This window comes from Deinococcus radiotolerans, from assembly GCF_014647435.1.
GTDB lineage: Bacteria > Deinococcota > Deinococci > Deinococcales > Deinococcaceae > Deinococcus > Deinococcus radiotolerans.
The window spans coordinates 43165-58505 of record NZ_BMPE01000018.1 but is presented as its reverse complement, the minus strand read 5'-3'; the positions used below and the strand labels follow the sequence as shown (position 1 = coordinate 58505).

At 69.6% G+C, this 15341-nt stretch carries 19 protein-coding genes; 12 read left to right on the top strand and 7 right to left on the bottom strand.

All coding sequences use genetic code 11. The features are described 5' to 3' along the window. The first annotated feature begins 478 nt into the window (after positions 1–478). The 6 genes from IEY63_RS18280 to IEY63_RS18255 all read left to right on the top strand — a co-directional run bounded on the left by IEY63_RS18280 (position 479) and on the right by IEY63_RS18255 (position 4943). The gene (locus tag IEY63_RS18280; RefSeq protein ID WP_189070429.1) at positions 479–799 is read left to right on the top strand and encodes an ArsR/SmtB family transcription factor; all 321 of its coding nucleotides are present in this window, start codon (positions 479–481) and stop codon (positions 797–799) included. Between the two features lie 9 nt (positions 800–808). Continuing rightward, positions 809–1270, top strand: coding sequence for an arsenate reductase ArsC (locus IEY63_RS18275; protein ID WP_189070428.1), 462 nt, complete (start codon positions 809–811; stop codon positions 1268–1270). Position 1271: 1 nt separating this feature from the next. Continuing rightward, entirely contained in the window at positions 1272–1958 is a 687-nt protein-coding gene (locus tag IEY63_RS18270; RefSeq protein ID WP_189070427.1) for an MIP/aquaporin family protein, read from the top strand. Beyond that, positions 1955–2674: a metallophosphoesterase family protein gene (locus tag IEY63_RS18265; RefSeq protein ID WP_189070426.1), complete on the top strand. Its 720-nt coding sequence runs from the start codon at positions 1955–1957 to the stop codon at positions 2672–2674. Before IEY63_RS18270 ends, IEY63_RS18265 begins: the two co-directional genes overlap by 4 nt. Before the next feature lie 692 nt (positions 2675–3366). After that, positions 3367–3732 carry an ArsR/SmtB family transcription factor gene (locus IEY63_RS18260; protein WP_189070425.1) on the top strand — a complete coding sequence of 122 codons (366 nt, stop codon included), beginning with the start codon at positions 3367–3369 and terminating at the stop codon, positions 3730–3732. Next, positions 3729–4943: an MFS transporter gene (locus IEY63_RS18255; RefSeq protein WP_189070424.1), complete on the top strand. Its 1215-nt coding sequence runs from the start codon at positions 3729–3731 to the stop codon at positions 4941–4943. The genes IEY63_RS18260 and IEY63_RS18255 overlap by 4 nt, the downstream gene beginning before the upstream one ends. A gap of 372 nt (positions 4944–5315) precedes the next feature. Here IEY63_RS18255 and IEY63_RS18250 read toward each other — a convergent pair whose 3' ends face one another. Genes IEY63_RS18250 through IEY63_RS18230 form a run of 5 tightly spaced genes read right to left on the bottom strand, consistent with a single transcriptional unit; the run spans position 5316 to position 7886 of the window. Continuing rightward, positions 5316–5726 (bottom strand): hypothetical protein, encoded by a 411-nt coding sequence (locus tag IEY63_RS18250; protein ID WP_229784805.1) that lies wholly within the window; start codon positions 5724–5726, stop codon positions 5316–5318. Further along, a complete protein-coding gene (locus tag IEY63_RS18245; protein WP_189070423.1) occupies positions 5719–6084 on the bottom strand; it encodes an ArsR/SmtB family transcription factor in 366 nt (121 codons plus the stop codon). The genes IEY63_RS18250 and IEY63_RS18245 overlap by 8 nt, the downstream gene beginning before the upstream one ends. A 29-nt stretch (positions 6085–6113) precedes the next feature. Further along, positions 6114–6794, bottom strand: a complete 681-nt coding sequence (locus IEY63_RS18240; protein ID WP_189070422.1) for an SCO family protein — start codon at positions 6792–6794, stop codon at positions 6114–6116. Continuing rightward, on the bottom strand, positions 6787–7398 hold the full coding sequence (locus IEY63_RS18235) for a DUF305 domain-containing protein (protein WP_229784804.1): 612 nt from the start codon (positions 7396–7398) through the stop codon (positions 6787–6789). Before IEY63_RS18235 ends, IEY63_RS18240 begins: the two co-directional genes overlap by 8 nt. After that, positions 7395–7886, bottom strand: a complete 492-nt coding sequence (locus IEY63_RS18230) for a thioredoxin-like domain-containing protein (protein WP_189070421.1) — start codon at positions 7884–7886, stop codon at positions 7395–7397. The genes IEY63_RS18235 and IEY63_RS18230 overlap by 4 nt, the downstream gene beginning before the upstream one ends. 496 nt (positions 7887–8382) lie before the next feature. Between IEY63_RS18230 and IEY63_RS18225 the strand changes: the two genes are divergently transcribed. From IEY63_RS18225 to IEY63_RS18205, 5 genes are all read left to right on the top strand, one after another. Further along, on the top strand, positions 8383–8718 hold the full coding sequence (locus IEY63_RS18225; protein ID WP_189070420.1) for a YnfA family protein: 336 nt from the start codon (positions 8383–8385) through the stop codon (positions 8716–8718). A gap of 373 nt (positions 8719–9091) precedes the next feature. Beyond that, a complete protein-coding gene (locus IEY63_RS18220) occupies positions 9092–9856 on the top strand; it encodes an MBL fold metallo-hydrolase (RefSeq protein WP_229784803.1) in 765 nt (254 codons plus the stop codon). Then, positions 9853–11109, top strand: coding sequence for an MFS transporter (locus tag IEY63_RS18215; RefSeq protein ID WP_189070419.1), 1257 nt, complete (start codon positions 9853–9855; stop codon positions 11107–11109). The genes IEY63_RS18220 and IEY63_RS18215 overlap by 4 nt, the downstream gene beginning before the upstream one ends. Continuing rightward, a complete protein-coding gene (locus IEY63_RS18210) occupies positions 11106–11789 on the top strand; it encodes an ArsR/SmtB family transcription factor (RefSeq protein WP_189070418.1) in 684 nt (227 codons plus the stop codon). The genes IEY63_RS18215 and IEY63_RS18210 overlap by 4 nt, the downstream gene beginning before the upstream one ends. Before the next feature lie 214 nt (positions 11790–12003). Beyond that, positions 12004–12624: a peptidoglycan DD-metalloendopeptidase family protein gene (locus IEY63_RS18205; RefSeq protein WP_189070417.1), complete on the top strand. Its 621-nt coding sequence runs from the start codon at positions 12004–12006 to the stop codon at positions 12622–12624. Between the two features lie 4 nt (positions 12625–12628). On the opposite strand, the gene IEY63_RS18200 is transcribed toward IEY63_RS18205, so the two are convergent. Together IEY63_RS18200 and IEY63_RS18195 are read right to left on the bottom strand one after the other, a co-directional pair. Beyond that, complete coding sequence (locus IEY63_RS18200; RefSeq protein WP_189070416.1) at positions 12629–13717, bottom strand: sensor histidine kinase; 1089 nt, start codon at positions 13715–13717, stop codon at positions 12629–12631. After that, a complete protein-coding gene (locus tag IEY63_RS18195; protein WP_189070415.1) occupies positions 13718–14383 on the bottom strand; it encodes a response regulator transcription factor in 666 nt (221 codons plus the stop codon). A gap of 181 nt (positions 14384–14564) precedes the next feature. On the opposite strand from IEY63_RS18195, the gene IEY63_RS18190 reads away from it, so the two are divergent. Continuing rightward, positions 14565–15161, top strand: a complete 597-nt coding sequence (locus IEY63_RS18190) for a DUF305 domain-containing protein (RefSeq protein WP_189070414.1) — start codon at positions 14565–14567, stop codon at positions 15159–15161. The last annotated feature ends 180 nt before the right edge of the window (positions 15162–15341 follow it).

The window sequence follows — 15341 nt, the reverse complement described above, 5'->3', positions numbered from 1 at the left end:
CGGGTACGAGCTGCTCGACCATGATCGGAACATAGTCCGACGTGTTCTGTCCTCAGGCTCTTAGACGTGCTGCACGGGCCTCTAAGGTGGCGGAGGCGGCGGTGACGTGGTTTAGCGGCGCGGCAAGCCGCTGGGCATCGGGGGGCACACGGTGCCGCGCACTGGCACTTCAATACATTCAGCACAGCTGGCCTCCGCCAGCGAGACGTATCGGAAACGTTCCTCTCGCCCCAGATCGGGGTACCGGCGCTCATCGCATAGCTCCAGTTCGGGCGCGTCCAGTCCTTACAGGCGGCTTGAGTGGGTCACTGCGTCCCGGCCAAAGCCAGCGCCCCACGCCACTACGTCGTCCCTCGACGTCCGGCCGCACCTGCGCGCAGACCCCAGGCCAGCCCGGCGCCGCGGTCAGCTCCGCCTCCGTATTTCCCTGCCGGTGTTTCGTTTTCGGATGCTTGTTTGAAGCGAATAGAATGGATGCGTGACTGTCCTGACTGCCCCTACCGTGCTGGATCAACTCAAGGCCCTGGCGCAGGACACCCGTTATGAGCTGGTGCGCCACTTGGCCAGTGGGGAGCGCTGCGTCTGCGACCTGGAAGTCCTGCTCAACCTTCCGCAGTCCAAGGTGTCCTACCACCTCGGCATCCTGCGGGAGGCTGGCTTGGTCACGTCGGAGCAGCGGGGCAAGAACATGTACTACACCCTGTATCGTCCAGCGCTCTACCGCCTGGGCGGAGAGCTCCTGAGCGACCTCCTCTCAGATCAAACCACCCTGACACATCAAGTCAAATCGTTGTGTTAGCGTCACTGCATGACCCGTGTGTTGATCCTCTGCACCCACAACTCGGCCCGCTCACAGATGGCCGAAGCCCTCACCCGGGACGCCGCCCACCGCTTGGGCGTTGACCTGGACGTGCACTCCGCTGGCACGGAAGCCACCCGCGTCAAAGAGGACGCCAAGACGGTCATGGCCGAACTCGGCCTCGACCTCAGCACCCACACCAGCAAGACCCTCTGGGACGTTCCAGACGCCCAGAACTTCGATTACGTAGTGACCGTGTGTGACAGCGCCGCCGAAGCGTGCCCGGTCTACCCTGGCAAGACCACCCGGCGGCACTACCCCTTCGTGGATCCCTCAGGCGGCAGCCTCGACCGCTGGCGCGCCGTGCGCGACCAGCAGAAGACGCAGTTCGAGGCGTTCGTGCAGGCCCTGAAAGACGGCCGGGACGTGCCGCCCACTTACGAGGACAGCCCCGCCGTTCCGGTGGCCTGAAGTGAGCGTTCCCCTCTCCCGCGCCGCCGCAGCGGAAGGCCTGGGTACGTTCGCCCTAGTGTTCTTCGGTCCGGGCGCCGCCGTCGTGCAGGCGCAGACAGGTGTCCTGGGTCACCTCGGGGTCGCGGCTATCTTCGGCCTGACCGTCACGGCCGTGATTGCCGCCCTGGCGCCCATCAGTGGCGCGCACATCAACCCGGCTGCGACCTTCGCCCTGACGCTCGCCGGGCAGTTCCCCAGAACGCGCGTCCTGCCGTACGTCGCTGCGCAACTGATCGGTGCGTCCCTGGCCGCTTTTGCGCTGCTGGCCCTGTTCGGCCTGAAGGGCAATCTTGGGGTGACGATGCCTGCGGGCAGCGTCCTGCAAGCCTTCACCCTCGAACTGATCCTGACGTTCTTCCTGCTCCTGGTCGCGTTGCGCTCCGGCCTGCCCTGGGTCGTCGGGGGCGTCGTCGCCCTGGAAGCCGCGATGGGTGGTCCGATCACCGGGGCCAGCATGAACCCCGCCCGCTCCTTCGGCCCGGCGCTGGCCAGTGGCCTCTGGACCGCGCACTGGCTGTACTGGGTGGCCCCACTCTTGGGTGCCGTACTCGCGGTCGCTGTGAATCACCTGCTCGCGCCCACCGCCCCGGTCGAACCTCAGCCGCAGCAGGCTCAGGAATTCGTGCCTGAAGGCGACCCGGCATGAAGATCGCGGTCTTCGGCGACGTGCACGGCAACCGCTGGGCCCTTGATCCGGTCGCCAGGGACATCGAGGCCCATCAGCCGGACGTCTGGGTGAACCTGGGGGATCAGCTGTTCGGCGGCGCCGATCCAGCCGGCGCGTGGCACCTCCAGCAGCAGCTCAAGGCGCAGCACGGGGTCCTGGAGGTGCGGGGCAACACGGACGAACGCCTCGGCCAGCCGCTGACCGAGACGACCGAGAAGCGCGAGATGCTCGCGTGGCTGCACGAACAGTTGCCCGAGGGGGCATGGGCGTATGTGGCGGCGCTCCCGACGTCCGTTCCCTTAGCCGGTGGCGAGGTCCTCGCGGCGCACGGCACGCCGGACTCCGCGTGGACGTATCTGCTGCGCGACGGGAAAGCCTGGGCGAGTGACGACCTGGTGCGCGAGCGCCTGGGGGACATCGGAAGCGCCCGCGTGGTGATCGTGGGCCACTCGCACCTGGAGCACGTGCGGCAGCTCGGCCCCATCACGGTCGTGAATGCCGGCGCGGTGTCCCGGCAGAAAGACGGCTCGCCCCTGGCGCGCTGGGTGCTGCTGGAAGGTGGGGATGGCCTCTGGACGGTGACGTTCCGGCGGGTGCCGTACGACATCGAAACGGCCGCCCAGTGGGCCCAGGCGCACGCGCACAAGGGCGCGAAGGAAGCGGCGCAGCTGCGCACTGGAGCAGCTTTGAAATAGCTGGAAATGGGGCGGGTGGCGGGGGCCGTACGTCCATTCGAGCACGTGCCACGGCGGGGTGGACCCTCGTGAAGGGCGCCGGGTGAGGTGGCCCTCCAGGTGGCCTGGACGCCGGACGCAGCCCGCCGCTGCCGCCCGCTCGACCAGGAGGCTGCGCTCGTGCTGGTCTGGCGCGTTCACATGTCCGGTCTGCGGGGCGCAGGTGCGCTGCGTCCCGTGGACTGGGTTTTCGTTTGTGGCGCGCGTGTCCCGCGTGCGCCGTGGCGTCGTGGGGTTCGCCACACGCCGGGGGGCTTGGCGTGGGTCCGCTGGTTCCGTCCAGTCTGGCTGCGGCCACCGACCACGCCGCTCAAGGCTCACTGCGCGTCAGGGGAGGCCGGCCCGCTCCCCGGTTCAGTTGAACCTGGATGTGGCGTTCCGCGACCGGTTGGGGCAGGCGTGTGACGGTGAGGGTGCTGCTGCCGTCCGCGTCCCGGTCGTGGTAGCAGATCAAAGAGTTCCCCGCGGATCAGGGCGGTGGGTTCGGTGACGCTTCCGGGAGCGGCCGGGTGGAAGCCGACGTCGGTGGCCGTGGGCGCGCGGGGGTCTTCACTGTGGGTGATCTGGCCGAGCAGGCTGCCGGCGGGGACGCTGGCGGTGATGATCATTCTCTAAATCTACCTATCCGGATACGCGGATGATAGGGTTTGGGCATGCAGCACCACCCCCTCCACGTGCCCCCCCACCCCGACGACCTCTGGCACGTCACCACGCTCTTCAAAGCCCTCTCCGAACCCATCCGCGTACAGATCCTCCTGCGCCTCGTCACCGGCGAACAGAGCGTCAGTGCCCTCGTGGGCGCCCTCAACCTCCCGCAGAGCACCGTCAGCCGCCACCTCGGCGCCCTGCGCCACGCCGGGCTCGTCCAGTCCCGCCGCGACGGCCCCCACGTCCACTACCGCCTGACTGACACCCACCTCATCACCGTCCTCCAGGAAGCCTTCAGTCACGCCCAGCACACCCGCTTGGACCTCCCCGACCACCCCCACACCGACGCCGCCCCCGGGAGCGTCCATTGAACGCCCTGACCCTCTTCAGCGCCCTGCGCAACCGCCGCTACGCCCGGCTGTACACGGCGCAGACCGTCAGCCAGATCGGTGACGCCCTCACCTGGGTGGGACTGGCCCTGCTGGCCGCCCAATTGGCTGGGCCCGCCCAGGCGCCCGCCGTACTCGCCGCGGCCCTGACCCTGCGCGTCACCGCGTTCGTGCTGCTCAGCCCACTCGCCGGGGTGCTCGCCGACCGCGTCAACCGCCGCACCGTCCTGGCCACCTGCGACTTCGGCCGCATGCTGATCCTGGGCGCCATGTTCTTCGTCACCGAGATCTGGCAGATCTACGTGCTGATGTTCCTCCTCAATGCGCTGACCGCGTTCTTCACCCCCACCAACCAGGCCACCATTCCCCTGGTGGTCGGCCGGGAGGACGCCCGGCCGGCCTTCGCGCTGTCGAGCGCCACGACCGAACTGCTCGGCATTCTCGGCCCGGGCCTCGCGGGTCTGCTGGCCGCCGCGCTCGGCACCCGCACCCTGTTCATGGTCGACGCGGCCAGCTTCCTGCTGTCCGGCCTGCTGATCCTGAGTCTGCCCGCGCTGCGCGCCAGTGAGACCCCCGTCGAGCGCAGCACCTTCCAGGACGTCCGGGACGGCACGGCCCGCCTGTGGCGCGACGCGCCCATCCGTTTCGCCCTGCTGATGGAACTCGTCGCGGCCGTGGCCGGCGCGCTGATCCTGACCGTGACCGTCTCGCGCGTGGAAGGCGGCCTGAACCTCGGGGGGGCGCAGTACGGCTGGGTGATGGCCGCCTACGGCCTCGGCGCGGCCCTGGCGTCCCTCGCGGTCGGCAGCGCCGGGAAGCGCATCCCCCTGACGCGCTTCATCGCGCTGGGCGCACTGGTCACCAGTGTCGCCATTCTGCCCGGCGATGTCCTGCCGCTGGGCGGCCTGATGGTCTTCTGGCTGCTCGCCGGTGTGGGGCAGAACTGGGTGAACCTGCCCACCGAGACGCTGCTGGCCGAACGGACCGAGGATGCCGCGCAGGGCCGCGTGTACGGCGCGCACTTCGCGTGGAGTCACCTGTGGTGGGCGTTCGCCTACCCGGTTGCCGGATTGCTCGGCACGCAGCTCCCGACCCACGCCTTCCTAGTGGGCGGCGGCCTGGCGACCGCGCTGCTGCTGGGCATCTGGTGGACGCACCGCGCCCGCCTGGAGGGCACCGCAGCGGCCACGTGAGACATGCACGGCGAGTCGCGACTCCCGGCCAGCACCCGAAGAGGGCACGGCGGGGGCCACCCTGCAGACCCTCATGGCGACCGAGTCCCGCGCGCCTGTGACCCCCGAGGAGACCGCCACCTGGCCCGCCGGAACGGCCCTCGCCCGGCGGCCCGTCTGAAGGGGGTCGCCCTGGAGTGGCAACAGAATGGACCGCTCAGGGACCAGAGCGAGGAAGGCGTCAGACCTGTTCCTGGGGGCCCAGGGTCCGCAGGAAGGTCACGACATTGCCCAGGCAGCACCTTCCCTGCCGGTTGTTCACCTCACAGCCGCAGCGCCCGGCCCGGATCTGCTCGCGAATGGACGCTTCCAGGGCCGGCCCCCAGGGATGGATCAGGGCCCACTGATCGTAATCAGGGTGTTCGGGCCGTCCGGCACCGCCGTGTAATACACCTCGGCGGGCGTCACGCGGCCCATGAAGACCGAGTAGTGCCGCGGCCCACGAAGTTCGTCTTCCAGCAGCACGTACCCGGCGCGTTTGAGTGGTGCCATCAGCACCTGCGGCTGCCAGCCCGGAGCCACGTACTGCTCCACGCGGGAGAGCCCGTCCTTGATTTCCTGCCGGTACGTCGCGGACGTGGGGCAGCGTGGCTCCAGACCGTCCGGCAGGGGCGTGAGGCCATTCCAGAGGGTGCCGGGCCGTCCGATGCAGTACAGGGCGTCGGGTGCGGGCCGGACGGTCAGCGCGGCCAACCCCAGCGCCGTCACCAGGGCGGCCGCGCCCCACCGCAGGCCGTTACTCACGGGCATGATCGAGGGCGTTGGCGATCAGGGTCGTGACGTGATGATCCAGGAGGCGGTAGTACACCACGCGGCCCTCCTTCCGGGACGTCACGACCCGGCCCGTGCGCAGCAGCCGCAACTGGTGACTGGTGGCACTTTCACTCAGTCCGATCACGGCGGCCAGGTCACACACGCACAGTTCACTGCTGCTCAGGGCGCTCAGGATCTTCAGCCGGGTGGGATCCCCCACCAGTTTCAGGAAGGTCGTGGCGCGCTCAACGCAGGGCTCGTCGGGCAGGGCAGCCCGGGCCGTGGCGACCGCGTCCGGATGCACGCAACTCGTTTCACAGGTGTCTTCAGCGGGATGCACGGCGGCCATCCCTGAAGTGTACCGGGCCGCCCCTGCGGTCAGTCCATGACCGCCTGCACGTCCTGCGCCACCCGCTGCGGGTTGGTGGTCAACTGGTAGTAATCCCACACCACGCGGCGGCGGCCTTCCCGGTCCACCAGGTACGTTCCCGTCGTGTGATTCACCTGATACGCCCCACCCGGCGTGTCCACGTACTGGTAGCCCACGCCCCAGCCTGCGGCGGCTCCCCTCAGGCGCTCTTCCGGGATGATCAGCCCCCGGGCACGGGCACTGAAGTACGTTACGTACTCATTCATGAGCGCCGGCGTGTCCCGCTTCGGATCGACGGACACCAGCAGCGTCACGAACTGCGCCCGGTCGCGTTCCGGCAGCGCCTGGCGCACGCGTTCCAGCGCCGCCAGTGTCGTCGGGCAGTAATTCGGGCAGTGCAGGAACCCGAAGAACACCGCGACCGTCTTGCCTTTCAGGTCCGTCAACGCCAGCGGTTGTCCGTTCTCCCCGGTGCCGCACAGGTCAGGTGTGGGCGTGCCCGCCGGGTACACACTGCCAAACAGGGACAGCGGATTGGTGAACTGGTCATACAGTAGGAGCCCTGCCAGGCCGGCACTGACCACCGTGGCCGCCCACGCCACGGAGTGCGTCCAGGGTCGGCGTGGTGGGCCGTGCTCCGCTGGGGGTCCCGCGTCCGCCTCGGTGGGAACGCGCGCCGCGTCAGCCATGATCCATGTCCTCCATGTCGGTTGGAACGGGGGTCGGGGGCGGGGTGATCTTCCGGGCAGTCAGCAGCGCGTCGATGGCGCGCACTTCGGCTGCCTGTGAGGTGACGACGGTGCGGGCGAACGTCACGACCAGCGGGTGGCGGGCTTCCTTGAGGGCCGCGCGTGCCATGGCCACGCCGCCCAGATGGTGCGCGCGCATCAGCAGCAGGTATTGGCGCGTCGCCACCGTGATCGGCCGGTTCTCGAGGGCGCGGACGTCACGGGCGCTGGCCAGACCCATCGCGGCGCGGTTCATGCCCTGCATGGGCGGCTGCGCGCCGGCGACCGGATGGCCCCAGGCGGTCAACCAGCCGCTCATCTGCCCAATCTGCGCCTGCTGGGTGAGGGTGATGTCCTGCGCGAGCAGTCGGACATCCGCGTCCTCGGCGCGTTTGAGGAGGGTGACGCTCATCTCCACCGCCTGCGCGTGATGGGCGCGCATGTCCCGCAGGAACCGGACGTCGGCGCTGCCCTGCGTGGGGGGCCGGGGGGTGCTGAGCAGGAACGTGGCGGCGGTGGCAGCGCCGCCCAGCGCCGCCACGCCCAGCACCCTCACGGCCCTCACTGCGTCTCGCGGTACGCGCCGCTGCAGGACGCGCCCGCTTCGGGGGCCGTGCTGGCCTGCTCGTACTTCTGAATGAACGCCGTCACCCGGGCGTCATTGGCGCGCTCCAGTTCCAGCTGGGCGTTCCAGGCGGTCATGACGATGGGGGCCGCCTGACCACGGCGTGGGGAGAGCAGGGTATGCGTCCGCCCATCCAGGGCTGTTTTGAGCGCCAGCACGTCGGACGCGGGGAGGTCCGGGCGGTACGTCACCCACACGGCACCGTGCTCCAGGCTGTGCACGGCGTACTCAGGGTAGAGGTCCTGTGTGTACACGCCGCAGTTCTGCCACTGGGCGTTGTGGGGACCGCCGACCGGGTGAGCTTCTGCGTAGGTGATGCGGCCCTCCTGGTGGTCGCCCCCCTCGTAGGCGTAGGTTTTGACGCCGTCGATGGAACTGGTGGTGCCGCAGGCAGTGAGGACCAGGGGGATAAGCAGCAGTCGTTTCATGGGGTCCCCTGAGTGGAGGGCGCCAGCGGGGCCCAGTGAGCCGTGCGGTGACGCCGGGCCGCACCGTTGGTGGTGGGGCAGGTCTGGCTGCGTCCGGGCTCAAGCAGGGACGCCGTGAGATCCGCGGTCCCGGTGCGCACGGCACTCAAGTTGAGGGCAGGCGCACGTTCAGCGGCGTGAGCGGACGTCATGGGGCGGGATGGACCGGCCCAACCGGAGGCGGAAGGGGGGCCGGGGCCACGCGAGGTGATCGGGGCGTCGCCAGGACCTGCCCTGAGGGAGGGTGGTCCGGCCCGGGCGGCTGGGACCGCTGGCCGCGAGGCGTGGCCGGGCGGCTTCCATGGTGGTCCGCGATCAGCGGCGGGCCGCTCTGGGTTGGCCAGCGTGTTGAACGTGCAGCCCGCAGCATGTGACGACTATAGTTGAGCAGTTAAGCAGACGTTCAGGGCGTTTGCCCTCTTCGCGTGTGTTCCCGCTCCGCACGTATCCTAACGGCATGGCGCGGTCCATCCTGCTCTTCATCCTGGCTGGTCTCGCCGAAATCGGCGGCGGATATTTGATGTGGCTCTGGCTCCGTGAGGGCCGACCCTGGTGGCTGGGCCTGCTGGGCGGTGCCATCCTGGTGCTGTACGGCGTGCTGCCCACCCTGCAGCCGCAGTCGTTCGATTTCGCGCGCACGTACGCCGCCTACGGCGGGCTCTTCATCGTGTGCTCGCTGCTCTGGGGGCAGCTGGTCGAGGGCAAGACGCCAGACCCACCCAGCCTGTGGGGTGCGGGCGTCGCGCTCACTGGAGCGCTGATCATCGCGTATTGGCCCCGGGCGGGCAGCTGACCGGCCCCTACAGGCTGGCGCGACCCGCTCCACATACGGCCTTTACCGTCCGGTACGCATGAGGCTCCCGCCGGGACGTGGGGTTCGCGAATCACCCCGTGAGCACGCGCGGTGGCGCGCTGCAGCGTTGGTCATGCGCGTCTTGGCCGGGTCAGGGAAGTGCTGGCACGGTTGACGCTCGGCACGTGTTCGGGGTGCTGAAAAGTTCAGGTGCGGTGGTGTGCGTGTGCCGGGACAGCTGAGTCCCGAGGCGCTGGGTTCGCGCCGCACCGTGAGGCGACGCCCCGTCGTGATGAACGGGTTCAACTTGGGCGTGGTCTGGTGGGCGTGCCTTGACATCTATTCAAGTAATCTATTGAATACAGGAGCAGGGGTGACCCTGGAAGGAGCCCGCATGTTCCACCGCACCTACCTCCACCACGACCCCATCGCCATCTCCTACCTCTTCGGCTGCGCCGGACAGGGCCAGGCCGCCGTCATTGACCCCGTCCTGCCCCCCCAGCACTACCTCGACGAAGCCGCCGCCCTCGGCGTCACCATCACGTACGTCATCGACACCCACCTTCACGCGGACCACCTCTCCACCGCCCGCGACCTCGCCCACCGCAGCGGCGCCGCCTACGTCCTGCACCGCAGCGCCCAGACCGCGTTCCCCTTCCATCCCGTGGACGACGGTGAGGTCCTCACCCTCGGCAACGTCACCGTCCAGGCCTTGCACACCCCCGGCCACACCCCGGAACACCTCACCCTGCTCGTCACCGACCACCGGCGCGCCGAAGAACCCTGGCTGGCCTTCACCGGCCACACCCTGATGGTCGGCGACCTGGGCCGCACGGAACTCGCCAGCGACCCGGAAGAAGGCGCCCGGGCCCTCTACCGCACCGCCAAACGGCTCAAAGGCCTCCCGGATCACCTCCAGATCTACCCAGGGGCGTTCAGTGGCAGCGTCTGTGGCCGCACCCTCAGTGGCAACCCCAGCAGCACCATCGGTTTCGAGCGCCGCTACAACACTGCGCTGGCCATCACCGACGAAGAAGCGTTCGTCGCCATGATGCTGCAGGACATCCCCCCGCGCCCCGTCGACTTTGAAGTCACCCGCGCCCTGAACAGCGGCTACGCCACCGTCAGCGCATCATGAGCGCTGCGGCCCGCCCGCCGGAACTGGGCCTGCGCGCCAACGCCCGCCAGTTCTGGCTGCTCGTCCTGGTCAACGCGTTTGTCGGGGCCATGATCGGCCTGGAACGCACAGTCCCCCCTCTGATTGCCGAGCGGGAATTCCTGCTCACCTCCAGCAGCCTGATTCTGTCGTTCGTGGGGGCGTTTGGCCTGGTGAAAGCCATCACCAACCTGTTCGCGGGCCGCCTGGGGGACCGGTACGGCCGGCGGCCGATCCTGCTCGCGGGCTGGGTGCTGGCCCTGCCGGTCCCGCTGATCATCATGCTGGCCCCCTCCTGGGGTTGGATCATTGCCGCCAACCTCCTGCTGGGCGCGAGTCAGGGGCTGACCTGGAGCACCACGGTCATCATGAAAATCGATCTGGTGGGCCCGCACAAACGCGGCCTGGCCATGGGCCTGAACGAAGCAGCCGGGTACCTCGCGGTGGCCGCGTCGGCTTACACGACCGGCTGGCTGGCCACGCGGTACGGGCTGCGTCCTGAGCCCTTCTACCTGGGCGTGGCGTTCGCCGTGACGGGGTTGATCCTGTCCGCCGCCTTCGTCCGGGAAACGCTGCCTTTCGCGCAACTCGAAGCGCAGCGGCACCCGAAGGCGGGGGGTGAGCCTGCCCCCACGCTGGGCCACATCCTCAAAGAGGGCGTCTGGCGGAATAAGGCGCTGGCCAGTGTCAATCAGGCGGGCCTCGTGAACAACCTCAATGACGGCGTGGCCTGGGGCCTGCTGCCCCTCTTCTTCGCGGCGAGCGGCCTGAGCGTCACGCAGATCGCGCTCGTCGCCGCCACGTACCCGGCGGTCTGGGGCTTGGCCCAACTCGTGACCGGGGCCCTGAGTGACCGACTGGGGCGCAAAGGCCTCATCGTGGGCGGCATGCTGCTTCAGGGCGTGAGTCTGCTGGGCATGGCCCTCTGGACGGGATTCCTGCCCTGGCTGTTCGCTTCCGTCCTGCTGGGCCTGGGGACGGCGATGGTGTACCCCACCCTCCTCGCCGCCATTGGGGACGCCGCCCAGCCGTCCTGGCGCGGCACCGCGGTCGGGGCATACCGGCTCTGGCGGGACGGGGGCCTCGCGGTCGGGGCGATCATCGGTGGCGTTGCCGCTGACACCTTGGGTGTTCCGGCGGCCCTGATCATCGTGGCCGTGCTCACCGCCGCCTCAGGGCTGCTGGTGGCGTGGCGCATGCCGGAAACCCATCCCGTAGCATCGGTGGCAGCATGAGTGACCACCGCCCCTTCAAGCGGGACCTGTACGAGCAGTTTGCCCGGGTGGGCAAAGCACTCGCGAGTCCCGCCCGGCTTGAACTGCTGGACCTGCTCGCACAGGCAGAAAGGCCTGTGGAGGACCTGGCGCGCGCGGCCGACCTGACGGTGGCCAACGCCAGTCAGCACCTCCAGGTGCTGCGGCAGGCCCGGCTGGTGGACGTGCGCCGTGACGGGAACCTGCGGCACTACCGGCTGGCCGGACCCGAGGCGTTCCGCGTCTGGCAGTCCCTGCGGGACTTTGGGGAATCGTGCGTGGCGGAGGTCGGGCAGCTCGTCCGGACGTACCTGCAGGAACGGGAGAATCTGGAAGCCATCACGCTCGAGGAACTGCAGGCCCGCCTGGGGGACGTCCTGATCCTGGACGTGCGGCCTGAGATCGAATATGAGGCGGGGCATATCCCGGGGGCGAGATCCGTACCCGTCGAGCAGTTGGAGACCCTGCTGCCGGACCTGCCACAGGACACGACCATCGTGGCGTACTGCCGGGGCCCGTACTGTGTGTACTCAGATGAGGCCGTGTCGCTGCTGCGGGAAAAGGGCTACGACGCGCGCCGCCTGGTCGCAGGTTTACCGGACTGGAAGGCCGCTGGTCTGCCCGTGGACGGCGGCGCAGCGCATCGACTGGAGCGCGCCTAACCCCTCCGGCTCCTGGGGGCACTCATGGGCTGCGCAGACGGCCCCGTTATGACAACGGGGGTGTAGCTGCGGACCGCACGGGGGTCTGGAACGCGAGGAGCGGCGGGCGCGCCAGGGTGCGCCTGCGTTCCCCTGGCGCACCCGCCCACCGGCGGTGTGCCGTTCCGACCACGTCTTTACCTCATCTTTACATTCGGTGCATACCGTACCGGCAATGCGCTTCCTCCTACCGCTCCTCCTGGCCGCCACCCTCAGCAGCGCCGGCGCCGCCACCATCACCGTCAAACCCGGCGACACCCTCTACGGCCTCGCCCGTCAACACCGGACCACCATCGAGCGCCTCGTGAACCTCAACGGCACCCTCAACCCCCAGCGGGCCCTGCAGGTCGGCCAGCGCCTCAAGGTCCCGGACCCCGTGCCCGCCGCCGCGCCCCGCCCGGGTGCGGCCGGCGCCCGCGTCCAGGCCACCGGGATTCGCGTCACGGCGGTCCTGCCCGTCCAGGGGCGCTTGACCAGCGTCTACAGCGCCGCGCACCCCGGGCTCGACCTGGCCGCCCCCACCGGCACGCCCGTGCGCGCCGCCCGGGCCGGTACGGTCACCGAGTCCCGCTTTGACGGGCGCACCGGGTGGGGCTGGACGCTCGTGCTCGACCATGGGGACGGCATGACCACCCGCTACAGCCACAACAGCGCCAACCTCGCCCAGGTGGGCCAGACCGTGGCGACCGGTCAGGTGATCGCCCGGGTCGGCAGCACCGGCAACAGCACCGGCCCGCACCTGGACTACCGCGTGATGATCGGCGGCCAGACCATCAACCCCATGCGCCTGTACTGACCCCTCACCCCGGCGCCAGCGGCACCGTCCACGTGAACACGCTCCCCTCACCCGGCACGGACGAGGCGGTCACGTCCCCCCGCATGGCGCGCGCCAGGCCCCGCGCGATCGTCAGGCCCACCCCGCTGCCCTCCCCGCGCGTCCGGGCCTCATCCACCCGAAAGAACCGCTCAAAGACGCGCTCCAGGTGCTCCGCCTTCACGCCGCTCCCCGTGTCCGCCACCGTGACCACGGCCATCCCCCCCCGCCGCTCGGCCCCCAGACGCACCGTCCCGCCCGGTGGGGTGTGCCGCAGCGCGTTCCCCAGCAGGTTCGCCAGGATCTGCTGCGCGCGCGCCGCGTCCGCCTGAATGCTGAGCCCCGCCGCCGGGCCCGTGACCGTGAACGTCACCCCGCGGTCCTCGAACGCCAGCGCGAACCGCTCCCGCGCCTGCAGCAGCGCGCCTTCCAGCGCCAGCGCGACCACGTGCAGGTCCACCCGCCCGCCTTCCACCCGGCTGACCAGACTCAGGTCCCGCGCCAGGCGCTCCAGGCTCGCCATCTCCCGCGCGTTGGCCCCCAGCGCCTCCTGCGGCGGCAGAATCCCGTCCTGCCCCGCTTCCGCGTACCCGCGCACCGCGGCCATCGGCGTGCGCAACTCATGCGCCACATTCCCGATCAGTTCCACCCGGCTCTGCTCCACCCGCTCCAGCGCGCCCGCCATCGTGTTGAAACTCCCCGCCAGCTCCGCCAGTTCATCCTCACCCGCCACGGCCAGTCGGCGGTGGTACTCCCCGCTGGCCAGCGCGCGGCTCCCATCCTGTAGCGTCCGCACGGACGCCGTCACGCGCCGCGCGGACAGCCACGCGAACAGCGTCGCCACCACGAGCGCCACCGGCAGCGCCGTCAGGAGGGCGCGCGTCAGGGTGTCCCGCATGCCCTGCGTCAGATCCACGCGCATGTGGCCCCCCTGCGCGCCCATCTGCACGATCATCGAATCCACGTGATGCTGAATAAAGGGATGCGCGGACACCTCCGCCGCGCCGACCAGCACGGCGGCCGTCACGGCCACGCCCGTGAGGTGCTGCAGCAGCAGTCTGGGAAACAGCCGCATTCAGGACTCCTTGAAGCGGTACCCGGCGCCGCGCACCGTTTCAATGAACCGCGGGCTGTCCGGCTCATCCCCCAGTTTGCGGCGCACGGCCGTGACGTGCACGTCCACCACGCGGGTCACCCCCGGAAACTCCGGCCCCCAGACCCGCTCGAGCAGCCGCTCGCGCGTCCACAGGAGCCCCGGGTGCTGCGCGAGCGTCGCCAGCAGATCGAACTCCGTCCGGGAGAACGCCAGCGGCTGCCCGTCCAGCGTGGCCGTGCGGCCCTGCACGTCCAACGTGAGCCCCCCGATCTCGATCTCGTCCCGCACGGCCACGCGCCGCAGCAGCGCCCGCACGCGCGCGACCACCTCCCGCGGACTGAACGGCTTGACCACGTAATCGTCCGCCCCGGCGTCCAGGCCCGCCAGCCGGTCATCCACTTCCCCCCGCGCGGTCAGCAGCAGCACCGGCAGCTGCGGCTGAGTCTGCCGGGCATGCGCCGTCACCTCCAGGCCCGACAGGCCCGGCAGCATCCAGTCGATGATGGCCACGTGCGCCCGGACCAGCAGAGGCAGCGCCTGCACGCCGTCCCCCGCCGTCAGCACCGCGTGCCCTTCCGCGCGCAGGTACGCCGCCAGGACCTCCACGATGGCCGGATCATCATCCACGATCAACACGGTCGCCACGCCCACCTCCTCAGTGACGCCGGGTCGTGCGTCCTCCACTGCCATGACCTCACGGGTCCTCCCTCACAGGGCGCGGTGACGCGCCCTGGTAACCCACACGCTACGGCCCCCGTGTAAAGCTCCTGTAAACCTGCCAGGAGAGCTTTACAGGATTTTTACAGGGCAGGCCTACCCTGACGGCATGACACGCATCCTGATGATGGCAGCGGCCCTGAGCCTCAGTGGCCTGAGCGGCGCGCAGAGCATGGCCGGCATGAACCACGGCCCCGATCACAATATGTCCTCCATGGGCGGCATGAGCATGAAAATGGACCTCAGCGGCCTGCAGAAACTGTCCGGCAAGGCGTTCGACCGGGCCTTCCTCAGCATGATGATCCCCCACCACCAGGCAGCCGTGGAAATGGCCCGCGCCGTGCAGCCCCTCAGCAAAGACGCCACCGTCAAACGCTGGGCCGCGGCGATCATCACCGCGCAGCAGGGCGAAATCAACCAGATGAACGCCTGGCTTGGGGGCCTCGGCGGCACGGACGCCGCCATGGCCAACATGATGAAAAGCAGCATGAGCGGCATGGGCGACGCCGTGAAGAAAGCCAAGAACCCGGACGTGGCGTTCGTGCAGGGCATGGTGCCGCACCACGTGTCCGCAATCGACATGGCCACCCTCGCCCTGCAGAAGACGAGTGACGCCCGCGTCCTCAAGCTCGCGCGGGACATCGTCCGCGACCAGGCCACCGAAGTGCACGACTTCCGCGCGTGGCTGATGAAAAAAGGCCTGTAAGGACCGTAGCCGCGACGGCCGCCCCCGGGACGTTCCGGGGCGGCCGTTGGCATTCAAGTGGGAAGGCCTCCAGCATCTGTCCACCAAGGCCGGCCCGCGTCACCGAAGCGCTGCACCTGGCCGGGTGCCCAGCGCAGCCCCACAGGTCTGGAAGACCCGGGCCATGACGAGCCTCACCCT

Bases quoted from the DNA above. Each gene is read 5' to 3' on its own strand.
- IEY63_RS18275 (WP_189070428.1), top strand. From the start codon at position 809: ATGACCCGTGTGTTGATCCTCTGCACCCACAACTCGGCCCGCTCACAG.
- IEY63_RS18230 (WP_189070421.1), bottom strand. From the start codon at position 7,886: ATGAAACGACTGCTGCTTATCCCCCTGGTCCTCACTGCCTGCGGCACC.
- IEY63_RS18245 (WP_189070423.1), bottom strand. From the start codon at position 6,084: ATGGCCGCCGTGCATCCCGCTGAAGACACCTGTGAAACGAGTTGCGTG.
- IEY63_RS18190 (WP_189070414.1), top strand. From the start codon at position 14,565: ATGACACGCATCCTGATGATGGCAGCGGCCCTGAGCCTCAGTGGCCTG.
- IEY63_RS18205 (WP_189070417.1), top strand. From the start codon at position 12,004: ATGCGCTTCCTCCTACCGCTCCTCCTGGCCGCCACCCTCAGCAGCGCC.
- IEY63_RS18240 (WP_189070422.1), bottom strand. From the start codon at position 6,794: ATGGCTGACGCGGCGCGCGTTCCCACCGAGGCGGACGCGGGACCCCCA.
- IEY63_RS18225 (WP_189070420.1), top strand. From the start codon at position 8,383: ATGGCGCGGTCCATCCTGCTCTTCATCCTGGCTGGTCTCGCCGAAATC.
- IEY63_RS18215 (WP_189070419.1), top strand. From the start codon at position 9,853: ATGAGCGCTGCGGCCCGCCCGCCGGAACTGGGCCTGCGCGCCAACGCC.
- IEY63_RS18200 (WP_189070416.1), bottom strand. From the start codon at position 13,717: ATGCGGCTGTTTCCCAGACTGCTGCTGCAGCACCTCACGGGCGTGGCC.
- IEY63_RS18265 (WP_189070426.1), top strand. From the start codon at position 1,955: ATGAAGATCGCGGTCTTCGGCGACGTGCACGGCAACCGCTGGGCCCTT.
- IEY63_RS18260 (WP_189070425.1), top strand. From the start codon at position 3,367: ATGCAGCACCACCCCCTCCACGTGCCCCCCCACCCCGACGACCTCTGG.
- IEY63_RS18210 (WP_189070418.1), top strand. From the start codon at position 11,106: ATGAGTGACCACCGCCCCTTCAAGCGGGACCTGTACGAGCAGTTTGCC.